We start from the raw sequence: 18,582 nt of genomic DNA, 5'->3' as shown, positions 1-18,582 counted from the left end.
GTGTAATCCGGATTGGTTAACATACGCGCAAACTCTTTTAAGGTTGGGGAGGTGTCAACCAATCAGCTCGAATAAATTCACCACTCTCGGTTTCTTTTTGTGAATATAAAATTTCTGTTGGCAATGTATGGGATATAAAAAACAATGGACTGGCTGTCGGACCATAACTACCTGCACAGCCTATGGCTAGAAGATCCCCGCTTGAAATTTCAGGCATTTCAATCCGATGGGCTAGCGTATCGATTGCAGTACATAGTGGCCCGACAATTCGATATTTTTCCATATTTTTGTCAGAGCCTGTCAGATTCATCATGGAATAGTGACGATGCGAAATACCACCTAAATGGCCACAGGCTCCGAGATTATGATTCATGCCACCATCGCATATGGCTATTTTGGTATTTTTTGATTCTTTTACCCGAACCACGCGGGTAACAAACAAACCGGCAGTACCGATCAGGAAACGTCCTACTTCAATAAAGCACTCGATACTCAGGTTGCGGCTGGCGATATCCTGACGGATTTGCTGCGCAATTGCGGGTAGGTGAGTGAGTTTCAGGCTGTTATCACCATCATGATATGGAATCCCCATCCCAGCACCAAACACGAGTTCTTCGATTGGTTGTGACCAGAGCTGCATGGCCCGTTGGAAGATAATCCACATGTTGGCGAAATGGTTAGCCAGGGATTCATCATTGAGACATTGGCTGCCGGAGTAGATATGAAAACCAGCCAGATGCAGGTGTGTCAATTGTTGTAAAGCAGACAACGTTTGTGGCAACTTATCTTCGTCAATGCCAAATTGTGTAGGCCTGCCAGCCAGTCTGACACCGAAATTTTCTTCTGCCAGTGCCGGTGCAATTCTGATCAGTATGCGGGCCGTGATTCCCTGTTGTCTGGCGATATCATTCAGCAATTCAGCTTCACTTAAATCTTCAATAACAATCGAATGGATCTGTTCCTGCAGTGCCAGTTGTAGATCTTTTACGGTTTTTGCCGGACCGGTAAATTCGATGTCGCGGCCCTGCCAGCCCTGCTTACGTGCCAGTGTGATTTCACCAGAAGAAGAAACATCAACAGATTCCACCTTGTTTTTCATCCAACTGAGGATCATTGGATTTGGGTTGGTTTTGACCGCGTAACGCAATTTAAACCCTTCGGTGGCCTGTTTCAGTGTGTTTATATTGTCTTCCAGAATATCCAGGTTATATAGATAAAAAGGTGTCTCAAAACGCCCACTTGCTTCCAGGGCAGGTTTCAGGGGATAGCTGTCAAAGTTCATATGGTTTCTATCCTGATACGGTTTCGTGGACAGCGAGCTGTTTAAAAGGGCTCTGAATGAACAAAAGAGGTTGAAGGTCATGCATGTTGTTCTTGTTCCCGAATAAAGGCTTTGATGGCCGTCATGTTAACTTTTCCATTTAACGTCGCTGGAATTTTATCAATTTGATACAAATGTTTTGGAATCAGATGTGAAGCAAGTTGCTGGCGCAATATTTTTAGCATTGCCTGTTTACTCAGGTAATGGTCCGACCCGTATTCAAGCACTGCTATCAGTCTTGGCTCGGCTTCTTCTGTGGCGACGACAACGGCATCAGCGACATTCAGGATGGCTTTGAGATTATGGGCGACATCCTGAGGAAAAACCCGTTGATCCAGTATTTTTACCATATCATTTTGACGCCCGGATATGGTCAGTCGTCCCTGTTCATCGATATGGCCGAGATCGCCTGTCAGAATCATAGAGGCGGGTTCATCATTTTTCTGGTTACCCACATAACCAAGCATCTTCCCCATTCCCCACGCTGCTACAACTCCGGTTTCTCCGGCTGGAAGCGGTTGGCCCCGCTCATCCAGAATCACAAAGCTGACACCCGGATAAGCCTGGCCGACACTGTTAAGAGCATCCGTGTCGGGTGCTACTTTGTGGGCGGCTATACGAAACATTTCTGTCTGCCCGTAAGTTTTGATTAGCCGGGCTTGTCGCAGGTGACGTATGATTTTCTGCTGATCTGCCAGGTCAATTGCACCACCAGACAAGGTTACGTATCGCAGTTGATTCAGAGTTTGCCAAAGCAGTTCCTGATCTTTGAACCGCAATAGCCCTTTCCAGATCATTGGCGACATTGCCAGTCCTGATGGGCTAACCAATGTAATCTGCTTGATGATATCGGCAGGAAACCAGGAATAACAAAAAACATATTCTGCGCCGGCAAATAAGGTGCCCAACAGTTGGGTCAGGCCTACGTCGAAATTCACCGGAAGCACCCCCAGGATGCATTCCTGAGCATTGATTTCAAACCACTGTTGTTCTGTTGTCAGTCGGGCATCGAGATCCGGGCTGCCAATACAGACCCCTTTAGGCATTCCGGTGGAGCCTGATGTATAAATAATTAACGCGGTTTTCGGTGGAACGATATCCGTTACCATGGAAGCCGGATGATTAAATGTGCCCGCAATTGTCTGGACATCGTCTGACGGATCTTCATAGTCGATGCTATGGCAATGAATTGTCGGCAGCGGTGTGTTGCTAACAGTCAACTGGTCCAGCAGTTTGCGGCCGTTGCTATCGATCAGGCCAACCAGGTTGCGGCCTTGTTGTAACATCTCTGCGACGCGAGCAGAGCCCTGACGCAGGTCGATGATGGCCAATGGGTGTTGGCTGATTAATCCGCCAATAATAGCGACCGCCTGTAAGATCCCTTTGTTGGCAAGTACGAAGGAAAAATCATTTTTGTCCTGGTACTGATCCAGTATGGCGGCAATCTGGCACCCTCTTTGCCAGAGCTGCCGATAGGTTATTTGCGTGCCCTGAGTATCTGATAATGCTATTCGGTTTGGTTGAGAGTCGGCAAACTGCTGTAATTGCTGAATCAGCTGGGTTCCAGTTGTCATTATTCACTCCATCAGTTTGGTGAGATAATGACTGATCAGAAGATTCAGTTGATGCAGTATGTTTTGACCATCATCGAACGCGGGACTTTCTAGCTTGATGGCGTCACCGTCAGGAGAGCGAATCAACGACATACTGATCTCATGACCGTCGGTTGCAAATGCCCGTTGTACAACGACGTTGTTGTAGCCATTTGGGTATTCGTCCTCGAACCGTAATTCATTAACGAAACCATCGAATGGGTAACGCCCTAATCTGCGCAGTTTTTCCTGGCTTCGCAATATTAGTTCATAGGGGACGTCGCTGTTGCCCATTGCCTGCTCAAACTCATGGCGGGTCTGCTCAGCATGCCGTCGTTCGTTGTGTTCAGGATTCACAGATAAAAATACCGGTAGCAGGTTCACAAACATACCTACCTGTGGATTGTCCTCGGTGTCCCGACGTAAGGCTACGTGAGCACAGAAGACGAACCGGTTGCGACCAAACTGATGATAAAACGCCCATGACATGGCAGCGACGACATCGGTAAAGCTGTAACTGCCAGCCATGCCAGACTTCAGAGAAGCGATATCAAACAATGGAGTGGTCAAGTGATTATCTGTTTTAATCAGAGGATTGGCTTCATTATCATCCAGTTGCTGGAGTAGCTTTTGAGCAATGTCGCGAGCCGGTTTATCGTACTGGCCACTATCCAGGCGCTTTTGCTGTTCTGCAAGATAATCGTCATAGACGCTACGCAGAGGTTGTAGAACCATGGCTCGATTATTTAGCAGAGCGTCGTAAATCCGAATCAGGTCTTCTGCCAATCGCCCGGTTGAGTTGTCGTCTGCTGCAATATGATGAACGGTCAGCTGTAATAATTCTTCACCACTATCCAGCTGGCAGCAGGATGCTGCAATCAATGGACCTTTGCGTAGATTGAATTTGAATGTTTGCTTGGCAACCGTTGGAATATCCCGTTGGTCCTGCAGGCTCCAGATTCCGGGTATCCGGTTCACGATCATGTCTGATTCATCTGGAGGATCCATGAACGTCAGTTTAAGATGGCCGGCGGCTGGGGTCACTGATGTTCTGAGTGTACGGTAGCGCTCGATCAGCATGGCCAGCGCTTTTTTAAGCAGATCATCGTCAAACCCTGCTGGCCGGGTGATGTAACGGGTACAGGTGATTGATGCATCACGGTGTTCCAGTAATTCGCGGAAAAACAGGCCCACCTGCGCCAGACAACCGTGCAACTCGTTAGTTATGGTACTTGCCGCAGTCTGGTTGAGTTCATTGATCAGATGACTCTGGCCGGCAAGGGTGGGTGCACGGTAAATATCCGCAACTTCCACAGAAATATTGAAATCCCGACTCAATGTGGAAGCCAGAACGATAGCTGACATGCTGTTGCCGCCAATTTCGAAGAAATGGTCTTGGTCAGAGGCCGGAGAGATGTGTGCCGTCTGTTGCCAGTAAAAAGCCAACTGTGATGTCAGCGGGTCCTTGAATGATTGTGGGCTGCTGACTGGTTCCGTCTGATGGCCTGTCAACGCTTTACGATCAATCTTGAAGTTTTCGGTATATGGTAAGTGCTCAAGTTCAGTAAGGCTTGTTGGCACCATGTAGTCGGGCAGTACTGCCAGTAGATGTTCTCTGATGGTTTTTAGGTTGTCAGTGTCCGGGTTATGAAAGACGACAAAACCATGCAGGGTCTTGTCGCCATGATCATCTTCTTTGGCAATGACGGCTGCTTCCTTGACCCGCTCATGAGCATTCAGGTGGTAATCAATTTCCCCCAGATCAATTCTGATGCCACGGATCTTGACCTGGCTGTCCGTGCGTTGCAGATATTGCAGGTTGCCGGATTCATCCATGCTTGCGAAATCCCCGGTATAAAAATAACGTCGGCCATTAATGACAGGGAACTTTTCAGTGGTCAGTTCGGGTTGCTGATAATATTCCATCGCAATACGGGAGCCACCAAGATACAACTCGCCGGGTTCTCCTGTCTCGGCGGGCATCCGATCTGGTTTTAACAACAGTTGTTCCATTGCGCCCACCGGCTTGCCGATCAGTACTTTTTCATCAGCCTGAGTTCGATGATAAAAATAGCAGTGACTCAATCCGAAAATTTCGGTAGTGCCATAGGCTGTGGCGACCCGCGCATTTGGAAATACCCGGTGCAGGCGGTCAATGGATTGTCTGCTGAATACGTCACCGCCATACCAAACCAGCTGGATATTGGAGAAAGCGGACTGATCTGTCATTTGCTCAATGTGTTCAGACAAATTCTTTAATAGCGCAGGCGGGCAGTGAAAGGCGGTACATTGACTGGCCTGCTGTGCCAGCCAGTTGAGATCCAGGGCTTTTTGGCGCTCCAGTATTAGTGTGGTTCCTCCCTGTACCAGCGCACTCATCAGTTCCAGCATGCTGATACTCCAGGCATAACGGGCGATAGAATCAACTGTGTCCGCAGAGGTAATACCCAGCGCTGATGATGGTTCAATGATGGAGGCCGACAGGCTCTTGTAGCTGCCAAGAACACCTTTAGCTTTCCCTGTGCTGCCAGAAGTAAAAAAGATACAGGCCGGGTCATCAGGCAGGCCATCGAGTCGGGTTGTTTCGTGAACCTCTGTGGCACTCATTCCATCAATATAAATGGTCGCTACATTGAAATCGTTGGCCCTGCTCTGATAATGACTTTGAGTGATCAGCACTGTGGGAATGATTGTGTCCAGCCGTTCTTTGATCTGAATATCCGGATGTTCAGGATCCAGCGGAGCATAAATGGCTCCCACCCTGAATATGGATAGCATGGATACGATAATGTCTTCCGATGGGTCCAGCATAACAGCGACAAATTTACCGGGTTTGACGCCTGCAGCGTATAAGTACAGTGACAGCGCGTTGACCCGCTGGTTCAGCTCTGCGTAGCTGATAACCCTGTTCTGAAAACGGATTGCTGGTTTGTCTGGTGATGTTTCCGCGTAGTTCAGAATCACATCATCCAGACGTGGATGTTCATTGGGTATCATAGCTGACAGCCTGGCTCCTGGTTCTTTCGAACTATCCTGACTTAACCGTATGGCAACACTTTGGAGCCGCTGTTTTTGTCAGGGCTTGCCAATTCTGCAACGGCAGAACGAAAGTTTGTTGATGACGGCAAATTAGAGACCTTAAAAAAAGCTCATTTTTATACAGGCTTGGAAGCTCCATGCTCTAACCCTCATTTACGTCAGTAAACTACGGTTTGATGAGCAGTGCTTCCTGGCCTGCATCAAAACTATTCCTATTTTTCAGAGGCGCCTTAGGATAATTCAGTAGTATTTTGCGTCCATTCCAAGACCCAGCAGATGCCTGCCAAAGGTTTGTGATGCAATGGTGTAATCCGTCTGGGCATGACAACCGGTAATACGGATATCCCGAAACAGACGCTGCATTTCGTTATTGCTGAACCACGCGTTACCACCGGATGCCATAGATAGCCTGTTAACGGCTTCAATCAGAATTTTTATGGCATAGGATTGCTGACATCTCCAATTCAGCACATCGTCCGGAGAAGGTAATCGTTGATGACTGGCGCGATCCATCATTTCCCTCCAGTCATTCTCTAGCAAAAGCTGCGCCGTTTTTGTTTGGTTAACGGATTCGGCCAGATACATCTGTGCAGGTGCATTATTGATTTCCCTGGCCCCGGAGTACGCTCTGATGCGTGTTTTGGTCTTTTCGGTAAACAGTTCAATAAAGCGTTTGGCAATTCCCAGAGACACTGCTGCAAAACCAATTGAGAACACCGGTGAGAACGGAGTGTAAAAAATATCGCCACTATGACTCTTGTAGCCACGGCTCAGACCAAAGTTCAGGCCAAACAGTGATTCGGTACGATATTCCGGTACGAACACGTCTTTCAATACGAGAGATTTGCTGCCAGTACCGCGTAAAGCGGCAGTATCCCAATCATCCAGAATTTCATAATCACTGCGGGGAACCACTGCAAAACAAGGGCCGGGTTGGCCCATATTATTTGTTCCCATGTATCCAAGTACTGCCCAGTCCGCATGATCACAGCCGGATGACCAGCCAAATGTGCCGGACAGGCGAATGCCGTCTTCAGTTTTTTCCCATTGTCCTAACGGCGCCACCGATGAACTGATCAGGGCTTCTGGATTTTCGCCCCAGATTTCGTTTTGTAGTTTGGGTGAAAACAAGGCAATGGCATGAGAATGGTTGGCCAGCAGTCCGGTCGCCCATGCGGTAGAAGCGCAGGCCTCTGCAATCCTGGCGATACAGTTTGCATATTCCGGATAACTTACTTCTAATCCACCAAATGCTTTTGGCTGCAGGGCGCGAAAAAATCCGGCCTGTCTGAGCAGGTTGATATTTTCTTGCGGTACCATGGCAATGTTTTCTGCTTCGGCAGCGTTATTGCGAATGGCAGGCAATATCTGATTTATGTTATTTAGAAGGTTCATAATTTTTGCATGTTAAGTAGTTGGACTGCTTCGGTTTTACATAACGACTGCAAACACTGAAGTCAGTATCCGGGGAAAAATTAACGTCTGACAAATAAGACCAAATTATGGCTAAATGACAGTGACTTGCTCATACGCCATTTAACGCAATCAACAAAGGGAATATGTCATATGCCAGATAAGCAAGGCAAGAATAAAGCGTTGATCATCGGTGCCGGTACCGGCGGATTGCTTGCTGCCGCCGCATTATCGCCCTACTTTAAAACGGTTCAGGTGGTGGAAAAAGATAGCCTGCCATTGTCACCTGCTGTTCGGAAGGGGGTTGGGCAGGCAGCACATTTGCATAGTCTGCTATTGGGCGGGCTGCAGATATTGGAGCGCTTTTTACCCGGTATCGCTGACGATCTTCGCCAGGCAGGATCAAAAACTCTTCGGGCCGGACTGGATCAGCAGATCCATGAATATGGCGTATGGTTACCCGAACGTGATCTTGGTTTTGAGATTCTGGCTCAGTCTCGTTATCTGCTTGAGCATGTCATTCGTAACCGGGTGGCCCGGCTGGATAACGTGGTAATCGATGACCATTGGCGTATTGAGCAGTTGATTTTATCGACTGGCAAAACTGTGGTTGGTGCAGTGGGAAGCGGGGACTCAAGTGATACCCAAGAGCTGCTGGCAGATCTGGTAGTGGATTGTTCCGGGCGGGCAGGAAAGTTTGTTCGTCAACTGTCGAATTTTTTTCCAGATATGGATCGGGTGGATGAAATTCAGTCCAACATTGTTTATGCATCGGCATTTGTAGATAAGCCTCAGGCGCTGGTAGGGCAACAGGAAAATATTTTAATTATCGCTGAACCAGGAGCCTCTGCCGGCGGTGCACTGATCGATGTTGAAGGGAATCGCTGGTGTGTGTCCCTGCATGGTCGTAATGGAGTTGTGCCGCCAACTGATCCGGAAGCATGGAAATCATTTGCCCGTAGCCTTCCTGCTGATCGAATCTATCAACGTCTGACACAGGCGGAATACATTCACCCGGTTTCGGTATACAAAAAACCGCTTTCTATCTGGCGGCGTTTTGATTTGATGACTGATTTTCCCAGTGGTTATTTTCCACTTGGGGATGTTATTACCAGTGTGAATCCAACCTTTGGGCAGGGTATGACTTTGGGGTTTGGTCACGCGGTGGCGTTAAATGATGCATTTGCAGCCGGTGGTTCTGACGAGCTTATTCAGAAACATTACTTGAAAGCGGCGGCAGACTGGTCACAAAAAGCTTGGCGCGTATGTGCCGCCTACGATTCTTCTTTTAAAGGGGATGAGTTATCACGACAAAAGAATTTTCAGATACTGCGATCATTGTCGTTAAAAAAACAGAACGAAGCGATTGCTGACCCTGAAGCGCACAAACGTCTGTTTCGCCAGGCGCAGATGATTAACCACTGAAGCAAAGGAACAGGTCATCATGGAAAAATTTGATCATGCCATTGTTATAGGTGCGGGAATGGCCGGTCTGAGTTCGGCTGCAGTTCTGTCTGCATATTTTAACAAGGTGACTGTGCTGGATAAGGATTGTCTGCTGCCCCCTGATGAAGGATTTCCTAAAGGAGTACGCAAGGCCGTTCCTCAAGGTGGACATATCCATATCCTGTTGCGTGCCGGGCTGGATGTACTGGAGTCTGTATATCCGGGTATTTCTCAAACGCTGGAAGCGCGCGGATCTGTCCGTATTCAACTAGGGGTGGATCAGCAGATTTTTGAATTCGGCGAATGGATGCCGGAGCGGGATCTTGATGTTTACTTTCTGTCGCAATCGCGCCCGTTACTGGAACGTGCGGTATTGGAATACACGGATGCGATTGATAATGTCGACATCAGGGATCGATCTGCCGTGTCGAGTTTGTTGCTGCCGGACGTGCATCCGGTTTCTGAGCCAACGGTTATTCTGGCAGACGGGGAACAATTGACCGCCAGTTTGATTGTCGATGCGGCGGGTAACGCCGGTCCGTTTATATCCCGGCTTAATGCTCAGTTAGCGGAAGCGGTTCAGGTCGATACGTTTCCAACCAATATTTTTTATTCCACGGTTCATTTTGAAAAAAACGCTAAGTGGCGTGGAATGCAGGAAAATATCCTGATTATTCCGGAACCCGGTGTTGGCGATATTGGTGGTTCGTTGATTTCGGTGGAGCACGAGTCCTGGTGTGTATCATTGCATGGCCGTAATGGTGCTCCGCCACCTCGAACCATGAGCGAGTGGATGGAAGCGGCACGGTCATTGCCTGATGACAGGATATGGCAGCGCATACGTGATGCCCGACCCGTTAGTGAGGTGCGGGTGTTTAAAAAACCGACATCCACGTTTCGACGTTTTGATTTGAATGACCAGTTGCCAGCCGGGTATGTGCCAGTTGGGGATACGATCACCAGTTTTAATCCAATTTATGGTCAAGGAATGAGCGTGGCACTCGGACATGTAAGGGTCCTGCAGGAGCAGCTGGATCAATATGATGACTTTTCCGGTTTTCGTTCAAGGTACCTGCAATCGGCCTGTGAATGGTCACGACAGGCCTGGCAAAGGGCTGTTTCTTTCGATACTAATTATCGCCTGGTGGAAGGTCAGGAAGCCCGGATCGGTGTCATGCGGAAACTGACCCTTGCCCAGCATGCCAAAGCCAAGGCAGATCCAGAGTTTCATCTGAAGCTGGCCAGACAGGCCCAAATGCTGCTGTAAATGTCGCTGTAGTTGTAAGCAGTGATGGATAGCAGAGTAATTGAATAGGGCGGTTACGGCTCTCTGGTAAGCCGTTTGCGAGGATTAATCTGTCTGACATCATACTTGCTTACTTTTGTGCTTTCGGGCATGGACAGGTATGATCCGCGCCCTTTGTTCACTCTCCAGACAAAAACCACAGGAAAACTATGCTTTTGTTATCCAGAAAACAGGACTGGCTTGGTAATGTTCGCGCTGATGTTTTAGCTGGTCTCGTTGTGGCCCTGGCGTTAATCCCAGAAGCCATCGCATTTTCTATTATTGCCGGAGTGCATCCGAAAGTTGGTCTCTATGCGTCGTTCTGTATTGCCGTGATCACTGCATTTGTTGGTGGCCGGCCGGGCATGATTTCAGCCGCCACCGGCGCAATGGCGTTGTTGATGGTAAACCTGGTAAAGGATCATGGCCTACAATACCTGCTGGCGGCTACATTGTTGACTGGTGTATTGCAGATCGTCGCCGGCTATCTGCAGTTGGCCAATCTGATGCGCTTTGTGTCCCGCGCAGTAGTCACCGGTTTTGTGAATGCACTGGCGATTCTGATCTTTATGGCGCAGTTGCCAGAGCTGATAAATGTAACCTGGCATGTTTATGCTCTCACTGCCGCCGGGTTGCTGATTATTTATACCTTTCCGCTGATCAATAAAACCATCCCTTCACCGTTAGTCTGTATTTTGTCACTGACTGCAGTCTCAATGTTACTTGGACTGAATGTTCGCACTGTGGGTGATATGGGGGAGCTGCCGGATGCGCTGCCGATTTTTTTATGGCCTGATGTTCCACTGGACTTATCAACGCTGAAAATAATTTTTCCTTACTCGGCAGCGATGGCCGTAGTTGGACTGTTGGAATCGTTGATGACAGCAACCATCGTTGATGACCTGACAGATACCTCGAGTGATAAAAACCGGGAGTGTAAGGGGCAGGGCATTGCGAACATTGTCGCAGGATTCTTTGGTGGTATGGCCGGTTGTGCCATGATCGGTCAGTCTGTTATTAACGTAAAATCCGGTGGGCGGGGACGGTTATCGACCTTTATCGCAGGTTCTATGTTGCTGACGCTGGTCGTGTTTCTGAGTGATTGGGTTTCTATTATTCCCATGGCGGCGTTGGTAGCGGTGATGATCATGGTATCTATCGGTACATTCAATTGGGGATCGATTCGAGACTTAAAAACGTTGCCGCTGTCCACTAATATTGTCATGATCCTGACCGTTATTGTGGTGGTCTGGACGCATAATCTCGCCTATGGCGTACTTGCCGGGGTGCTGATGGCAGCCTTGTTTTTTGCCAACAAAATCGGGCACTTCATGTATATTGACTCGGATTTGTCGGCAGATGGAGAGTCCAGAGTTTATCGGGTGGTGGGACAGGTATTTTTTGCCTCATCTGATAAATTCAACCGGTCGTTTGATTATAAAGAAGCGTTGGCGGAGGTCACCATTGATCTCAGCCGGGCACATTTCTGGGATATAACCGCCGTTGGGGCGCTCGACAAAGTGGTTATCAAGTTCCGTCGTGAAGGTGCCAGAGTCAACGTGATTGGAATGAATGAAGCCAGTGAAACCATTGTTGATCGTTTTGGGGTTCATGATAAGCCGGAAGAGCTTGATAAAGTGTTGGGAGGTCATTAATGGATAATCAGAATCAGGAAATGGTCGTCGCTTGTGTCGACGGTTCCATGTATACCAATGATGTTAGCGATTATGCAGCTTGGGCCAGCCAGCGCATTGGTGTTCCTTTAAAGCTGTTACATAACATCGAATATCGCGATATTTCACCAATGGATCTAAGTGGCAGTATTGGTTTTGGAGCACAGGAACATTTGCTGAATGAGCTGGTCTCGTTGGAAGAACAGCGTAGTAAAATTGTTCTGGAAGAAGGTAAAAAAATGCTCTCTCAGGTTCGTGAGCGAATAAACGCACGCGGATATGGTGAACCGATTCTACGGCAGCGGCACGGTTCGCTGCCAGAAACTCTGGTCGATTGCGAGCACGAAATCCGGTTGCTGGTCATGGGTATTCGTGGCGAAAGCAAAGAGGCTTATGATGATCAGTTGGGTGGACATCTGGAAACGGTGGCCCGGGCGCTGCACAAGCCAATACTGGTGGTAAACCGCCGATTTACCGAACCGAAAAAAATCATGCTGGCATTTGATGGCAGTGTAGGCGCCAAAAAAGCCTTGGACATGATAGCCCAGCGGCCTTTGTTTAAAGGTACTGCCTGCCATCTGGTAAATGTTAACCACAAACAGGTCAGTCAGGAATATCCGATTTCTCATGCAGCCGAAGAGCTTCGCGGTGCCGGGTTTGATGTGACAGTGGCAGAATTGGAAGGGGACCCGCAGGAAGTGCTGTGCAATTATCAGCAACAGGAAAATATCGATTTGACCTTGATGGGTGCTTTCAGTCATAACCGTATTCGTGATCTGATCATTGGCAGCTTTACGGTAAAAATGCTGTTAAAAACCCAGCAGCCATTATTGTTATTGCGTTAATCAATAAACCGGCCAGAAAATCTTACAGGTCTTCTGCCGGTATTCTGTATAACCAGGGAAGGTGTGCAGCAGATACTTTTCTTCTTTTTCAATCTTCAGAACAATGACCGTTGCCACCAGTAGCAACCCTATCCAGTTGTACCAGCCATAGTTAAAAATCGTTATCCCGGCCATCAGTAAGAACAGGCTCAGATACATCGGATGCCGTATCCATCGATACGGGCCACTGGTAATGAGCCTTGCTCCCTGTTTGATTTCCGGGTAAACAGAAAAGTTGCCAATCCGGTTATGATAGACCGTCCAAAGTGCCAGAACCAGGCCAGCCAGAGAAAGCATCAGTGGTGCCGGATGATGGCTCAGAGGCCCATCGGGAAAAGTTGCCAACAGCATTCCTGCGCCCTGAATCAGTACCAGCAGATGACTGCTCAAAGGTCGGTCAAATATCATGGTGTTATTCCAGTAATTGCTTGATGCGGGCTTTGATCATTTCAATGGCTACACGGTTCTTTCCACCTCTTGGCACGATCAGGTCCGCAAATTGTTTGGATGGTTCAACGAACTGCATAAACATCGGTCTGACGGTTTTACGGTATTGGCTGATCACCGATTCGAGAGACCGGCCGCGACTTTCAATATCCCGTTTTAAACGCCGAACCAGACAGATATCCAGCGGGGTATCAATATAGATGCTGGTATGCAGACGCTCACGGATATCAGGATCGGTCAGTAATAATATCCCTTCGACGATTACCACCCGCCGTGGCTCCATATCTATGGTATCGCTGGCGCGTGTATGTTCGGTGTAATCGTAGACTGGGATGTCAACGTGGGATCCTTTGCTCAACTGGTCCAGATGCTCTATCAGTAAGTGATGGTCAAAGGCATTGGGGTGGTCATAGTTGGTTTTCAGGCGCTCGTCCATCGGCATGTGAGACTGGTCTTTGTAGTAAGAGTCTTCTTTAATGATGCCAATGTGGTGGGCACCAACTTCTTCCTTGAGTTCCTGATAAATAGTGGCAGATAAAAGGCTCTTACCTGATGCTGATGCACCAGTGATGCCGATGAAAATGGGGGACATAAATATGAAACTCACAACAGGTTTGGCGTATTTTATTCATGATGTCCGGTATCGACAAATGATTCACTGCAGTTTGGTTGTGCATGAGCTAAAAAATTCGTGTTTTTTGTAGTATTTATAAAATGCAATATCGTTTCAGCTGTGTGTGTTGGTTAAAACATCGTCAGTTTACTGATAAAGGTCACTCAAAAATGTAATTTTACTACATCCCTTGTGTCTGCCTTGAGTATGTGAGTTAGAATAGCCGCACATCCCTTTCCATTACATATCAAAGGAAATCAACATGTCTGTGATAAAAATGTCTGATTTGGATCTGGCAGGTAAGCGCGTTCTCATTCGTCAGGACCTTAACGTTCCCTTGAACGAAGCCGGCGATGTCACCAGTGACAAGCGTATTAAAGCGTCCTTACCCACCATTGAAGAAGCTCTGGCCAAAGGTGCCAAAGTGATGGTGATGAGTCATTTGGGACGTCCTGAAGAAGGCGTCTATGACGAAGCCAGCTCTCTTAAGCCTGTGGCTGCTTATCTGGGCAAATTAATGGGGCGTGACATTCCGGTGGTTAAAGACTGGGTGGATGGATTCGATGTGGATGCAGACCTGGTGATGCTGGAAAACGTCCGTTTTAATAAGGGTGAAAAGAAAAACGATGACGAGCTGTCGAAAAAGATGGCGGCGTTGTGCGATGTATATGTAATGGATGCTTTCGGCACTGCCCACCGGGCTCAGGCTTCTACTCATGGGGTTGCCAAGTTTGCACCGGTTGCTTGTGCAGGTCCGCTGCTGGCTGGTGAGCTTGATGCTCTGGGTAAGGCGATGGATAATCCTGCCCGTCCGATGGTTGCCATTGTTGGTGGTTCCAAAGTTTCAACCAAACTGACCGTGCTGGAAAGCCTTTCCAAAGTCTGCGATCAGTTGATTGTGGGTGGCGGCATCTCCAACACGTTTGTGGCCGCGCGTGGCTATAACGTTGGTAAATCTCTGCACGAAGCTGATCTGATTCCTCAGGCTCAGAAACTGATGGCGGAACTGGATATTCCAGAGCCCGTTGATGTGCGTGTTGGTAAAGAATTCAGCGCGGCGGCTGAAGCGGTTGTCAAACCGGTTGATCAGGTACTTGATGACGAAGAAATCATGGACCTTGGGCCCGAAACGGCTGCTAAATTTGCAGAAGTCATCAAGGGCGCCAAAACCATTCTGTGGAATGGCCCCTGTGGCGTATTTGAGTTTGACAATTTTGCTCAGGGAACCAAAGATATCGCCGAAGCAATTGCAGCCAGTGATGCATTTTCTGTGTTGGGTGGTGGAGACGTAATTGCAGCCGTTCAGAAGTTTGATATGGAAGACCGGTTCTCTTATATCTCAACAGGTGGTGGTGCATTCCTTGAGTTTGTGGAAGGAAAGAAACTGCCGGCGGTTGCGATTCTGGAAGAACGGGCTAAAGGCTGAGACAAACAAGCCCAGCTGATTACGACGATTTATAAACTCTTGTAACAATCAGGAATTCGATATGTCACAGAAAATATCCGATTTTGTAAAACCCGGTGTCGCCACTGGTGATGATGTACAGAAAATCTTTGAACTGGCCAAAGCCGGCCATTTTGCACTCCCGGCTGTCAATTGTGTGGGTACTGATTCTGTTAATGCAGTGATGGAAGCGGCCGCAAAAGTCAATTCTCCTGTGATCGTGCAGTTCTCTAACGGCGGTGCTGGTTTTTTTGCCGGTAAGGGCGTTAAGTTGGAAGGTCAGGGCGCACAGATACTTGGTGCTATTGCTGGTGCTAAGCATGTACATACTGTTGCAGAGGCTTATGGTGTTCCCGTAATTCTGCATACTGACCATGCTGCCAAAAAACTGTTGCCATGGATCGATGGATTGCTTGACGCTGGTGAAAAGCACTTTGCGGAAACCGGTAAGCCTTTGTTTTCTTCTCATATGCTCGATCTGTCAGAAGAGTCTCTGGAAGAAAACATGGAAATTTCAGCCCGTTATCTTGAGCGCATGTCCAAAATAGGCATGACTTTGGAAATCGAACTGGGTGTAACCGGTGGTGAAGAAGATGGTGTTGATAACAGCAGTGTGGACACCGCTGACCTGTACACCAAACCTGAAGAAGTTGCCTATGCCTATGAAAAACTGAGTGCTGTCAGCCCTCGTTTTACCATTGCGGCATCATTCGGAAATGTTCATGGTGTATACAAGCCTGGTAATGTGAAACTGACGCCAAAAATTCTGGATAACTCACAAAAATTCTGTTCCGAAAAATTCGGTCTTGCAGAAAAGAGCCTCAACTTTGTATTCCATGGTGGCTCCGGTTCCTCTGCTGCTGAAATCGAGGAATCCATTTCCTATGGTGTCATCAAAATGAACATTGATACCGATACCCAGTGGGCTACCTGGAATGGTGTACGTGAGTACTACCAGGCCAATGAAGCCTATCTGCAGGGGCAAATCGGTAATCCTGAGGGTGACGACAAGCCCAATAAGAAGTTTTATGACCCGCGTGTCTGGTTGCGTAAGGCTCAGGATGGCATGGTTAAGCGACTGGAACAGGCATTCGCTGAACTGAATTGTATTGATCGTTATTGATTTTTCGTTAATCAATGATAAAAAAGGCTCCCTCGGGAGCCTTTTTTATGTCTATGGAAGGGTCGTCTGTGTGCTGCTCCTTGCGCTCTTTGAGATCCCGTTGATCCTTCTGCATATCCTTGGTTTTTATAAGGTTTGTTGGGAGGAGTATTCAGAAAACCATAATCAATGGCTTTGGTGCTAACCGTAATATGAGAACCAATTAGTGACACAACAGCAGAACTTGATATTTAACAGCCTCAAGCAGGTAGAGGCGAGCAAGCTATTTCAGGGTGGGGTGATTGCGATTATCGTTTTGTCCGCGCTGACCACCGGGGCCAAAACCTATAATTTGCCGACTGTTTTCGAGCATGTGCTCGAAGGACTCGATACTGCGATTACGTTTTTCTTTCTGGTGGAAATTCTTTTGCGTTTTATTGTGCATGATAATAAAAAGCGGTTTTTTCTCGATGGTTGGAATATCTTTGATACATTGGTTGTTGTCGGTAGTCTGATCCCACTGGAGAATGCTGATGCAGTGCTGATTGGCCGGTTATTAAGAATCTTCCGGGTATTACGATTGGTTTCTGTGATTCCAGACCTGCGCTTTCTGATTAACTCTCTGTTCAAAGCGATTCCAAGGATGGGATATATTGCCGTACTGATGTTTATTATTTTCTATATCTACGCTGCGATCGGGTCGTTGTTTTTCCACTCAATTAATGAAGTTTTGTGGGGGGATGTCACTATCTCCATGTTGACTCTTTTTAGGGTGGCAACTTTTGAGGACTGGACTGATGTCATGTATGAAACCATGGATACCTATCCACTCAGCTGGATTTATTATCTGACATTTATATTTCTGACCGCATTTGTATTTTTGAATATGATGGTTGGTGCGATTTTGGAAGTCATGAGTGCGGAGCAGAATGCGCGTGAACAAGCCAATGCTCATCAGGAACGTGCGGATATGGCAGAACAGATTCAGGTGTTGCAGCAAAAAGTTGATATTCTGATCGAACGGCTTAAATAAGCCGTTTCCGCTCTTACCTGATTTCAGTTTTGTGCGTATTGATAACGTTTCTCTCGTGTTATGTGTCAATCTTCGGCCATCTTCATCGAAGATGGCTGCTCCCGGATGTGTGATTTCTATCATGACTGCAAATCCTGCGCAAAAAGCTTGTCATGAACCTCAGAAATCGTTTTAGACTATCGTCACCTGCTTGTGTTGGAGGTGGTAGAGGTCCCAAAAAAGTCGCAGTGACAGATATTGATGAGGCCGGATCCTATGAATTCCTTGTGTGGGTTAGTACATTTGGCAGGCACTGAAAATAAGCATAACTTCCATGAGTCTCTGAAAGCACAACAGTGTTGTGTAGACTAAGACACGTATCACTGATGGGGACGTATCCGTCACTTAGCCGAAGTCTTTCTGCAGTAATGAAGATTTGAGAAATTAAACACTGGCGCTGTTTCAAATAGTGTTTTCAGAGTTTTTGATCAACGTAACTGGAGATGGATTATGAAACATATATTGGCCTTTTTGATTATTATGTTGTGTTCGCCGCTGCTGTTTGCGGCATCAGGAAAGGACATAACTTATACCGTCGCGGATGAATCCTTTCAGGGGTACTATGTTCATTCAGGAAAAAACGCACCATTGGTACTTCTGCTCCACGATTGGGATGGATTGACGGATTACGAGATGCAGCGAGCCGATATGTTGGCAGAAATGGGGTATTCGGTATTTGCTGCAGATCTGTTTGGTGCCGGCATCCGCCCAACTCTCGTCGCGGACAAGCGTCAACACACTGGAGAGCTATATCAGGATCGTCATCGTATGCGAACCTTGCTGGTTGGTGCATTACAAACCGCAGGTGACCAGGGAGGCAATATCGATAATTTGGTTGTAATGGGGTACTGCTTTGGTGGAGCTGCGGCGCTGGAGATGGCCCGCTCAGGAGTACCGGCTAAAGGTTATGTAACATTTCATGGTGGTTTACAAACGCCAGAAGGTCAAGATTACAGTAAAGCCCAAGGTAGTTTGCAGATTCTTCATGGTACCGCAGATACCGTTGTTTCCATGGGTCAGTTTGCGCAGTTGGCCACAGAGCTTGAGCAGGCTGGTATTCAGCATGAGATGACTACTTTCAGTGGTGCGCCTCATGCATTTACAGTTTTTGGGGCACCTTCATACCGGAAAGATGCTGATGAAAAATCGTGGCAACGTTTTACCGAATTTTTGACGATGGTGACAGGTTGAGTGAATTCCTTTCCAATAACGTCTGGTGAAAGGGCTGGAGCATACGCCCCAGCCCAGGAG

The 18,582-nt window shown here is 47.7% G+C and carries 14 protein-coding genes; 8 read left to right on the top strand and 6 right to left on the bottom strand.

Going from position 1 to position 18,582, the window contains the following annotated elements; genetic code table 11:
- Positions 1 to 37: 37 nt before the first annotated feature.
- From ACQY6I_RS12810 to ACQY6I_RS12795, 4 genes are all read right to left on the bottom strand, one after another.
- Positions 38 to 1,282, bottom strand: coding sequence for an alanine racemase (locus ACQY6I_RS12810; RefSeq protein WP_428241880.1), 1,245 nt, complete (start codon positions 1,280 to 1,282; stop codon positions 38 to 40).
- A 77-nt stretch (positions 1,283 to 1,359) separates the two neighbouring features.
- The gene (locus ACQY6I_RS12805) at positions 1,360 to 2,895 is read right to left on the bottom strand and encodes a class I adenylate-forming enzyme family protein (RefSeq protein ID WP_428241879.1); all 1,536 of its coding nucleotides are present in this window, start codon (positions 2,893 to 2,895) and stop codon (positions 1,360 to 1,362) included.
- A 3-nt stretch (positions 2,896 to 2,898) separates the two neighbouring features.
- Positions 2,899 to 5,910, bottom strand: a complete 3,012-nt coding sequence (locus ACQY6I_RS12800) for an AMP-binding protein (protein ID WP_428241878.1) — start codon at positions 5,908 to 5,910, stop codon at positions 2,899 to 2,901.
- Between the two features lie 282 nt (positions 5,911 to 6,192).
- Positions 6,193 to 7,347: a flavin-dependent monooxygenase gene (locus tag ACQY6I_RS12795; protein ID WP_428241877.1), complete on the bottom strand. Its 1,155-nt coding sequence runs from the start codon at positions 7,345 to 7,347 to the stop codon at positions 6,193 to 6,195.
- Between the two features lie 171 nt (positions 7,348 to 7,518).
- Here ACQY6I_RS12795 and ACQY6I_RS12790 point away from each other — a divergent pair, with 171 nt between their 5' ends.
- The 4 genes from ACQY6I_RS12790 (at position 7,519) to ACQY6I_RS12775 (ending at position 12,614) form a co-directional block, all read left to right on the top strand.
- Positions 7,519 to 8,790 carry an FAD-dependent oxidoreductase gene (locus ACQY6I_RS12790; protein WP_428241876.1) on the top strand — a complete coding sequence of 424 codons (1,272 nt, stop codon included), beginning with the start codon at positions 7,519 to 7,521 and terminating at the stop codon, positions 8,788 to 8,790.
- A 19-nt stretch (positions 8,791 to 8,809) separates the two neighbouring features.
- Entirely contained in the window at positions 8,810 to 10,078 is a 1,269-nt protein-coding gene (locus ACQY6I_RS12785; RefSeq protein ID WP_428241875.1) for an FAD-dependent oxidoreductase, read from the top strand.
- A gap of 188 nt (positions 10,079 to 10,266) precedes the next feature.
- On the top strand, positions 10,267 to 11,751 hold the full coding sequence (locus ACQY6I_RS12780; RefSeq protein WP_428241874.1) for a SulP family inorganic anion transporter: 1,485 nt from the start codon (positions 10,267 to 10,269) through the stop codon (positions 11,749 to 11,751).
- Positions 11,751 to 12,614 carry a universal stress protein gene (locus ACQY6I_RS12775; protein ID WP_428241873.1) on the top strand — a complete coding sequence of 288 codons (864 nt, stop codon included), beginning with the start codon at positions 11,751 to 11,753 and terminating at the stop codon, positions 12,612 to 12,614. The genes ACQY6I_RS12780 and ACQY6I_RS12775 overlap by 1 nt, the downstream gene beginning before the upstream one ends.
- On the opposite strand, the gene ACQY6I_RS12770 is transcribed toward ACQY6I_RS12775, so the two are convergent.
- Both ACQY6I_RS12770 and udk read right to left on the bottom strand, forming a co-directional pair.
- A complete protein-coding gene (locus ACQY6I_RS12770; protein WP_428241872.1) occupies positions 12,615 to 13,061 on the bottom strand; it encodes a methyltransferase family protein in 447 nt (148 codons plus the stop codon). It lies immediately after the preceding gene.
- 4 nt (positions 13,062 to 13,065) lie between these two features.
- On the bottom strand, positions 13,066 to 13,692 hold the full coding sequence (gene udk, locus ACQY6I_RS12765) for a uridine kinase (protein WP_428241871.1): 627 nt from the start codon (positions 13,690 to 13,692) through the stop codon (positions 13,066 to 13,068).
- 283 nt (positions 13,693 to 13,975) lie between these two features.
- On the opposite strand from udk, the gene ACQY6I_RS12760 reads away from it, so the two are divergent.
- The 4 genes from ACQY6I_RS12760 to ACQY6I_RS12745 all read left to right on the top strand — a co-directional run bounded on the left by ACQY6I_RS12760 (position 13,976) and on the right by ACQY6I_RS12745 (position 18,522).
- Complete coding sequence (locus ACQY6I_RS12760; RefSeq protein WP_428241870.1) at positions 13,976 to 15,139, top strand: phosphoglycerate kinase; 1,164 nt, start codon at positions 13,976 to 13,978, stop codon at positions 15,137 to 15,139.
- Positions 15,140 to 15,200: 61 nt separating this feature from the next.
- The gene (gene fbaA, locus ACQY6I_RS12755) at positions 15,201 to 16,280 is read left to right on the top strand and encodes a class II fructose-bisphosphate aldolase (protein ID WP_428241869.1); all 1,080 of its coding nucleotides are present in this window, start codon (positions 15,201 to 15,203) and stop codon (positions 16,278 to 16,280) included.
- A 205-nt stretch (positions 16,281 to 16,485) separates the two neighbouring features.
- Positions 16,486 to 17,292, top strand: a complete 807-nt coding sequence (locus ACQY6I_RS12750; protein ID WP_428241868.1) for an ion transporter — start codon at positions 16,486 to 16,488, stop codon at positions 17,290 to 17,292.
- 489 nt (positions 17,293 to 17,781) lie between these two features.
- Positions 17,782 to 18,522, top strand: a complete 741-nt coding sequence (locus tag ACQY6I_RS12745; RefSeq protein ID WP_428241867.1) for a dienelactone hydrolase family protein — start codon at positions 17,782 to 17,784, stop codon at positions 18,520 to 18,522.
- Positions 18,523 to 18,582: the final 60 nt, after the last annotated feature.

Source organism: Gynuella sp., assembly GCF_050297175.1.
Classification (GTDB): domain Bacteria; phylum Pseudomonadota; class Gammaproteobacteria; order Pseudomonadales; family Natronospirillaceae; genus Gynuella.
This window is presented reverse-complemented; position numbering and strand designations above follow the sequence as displayed.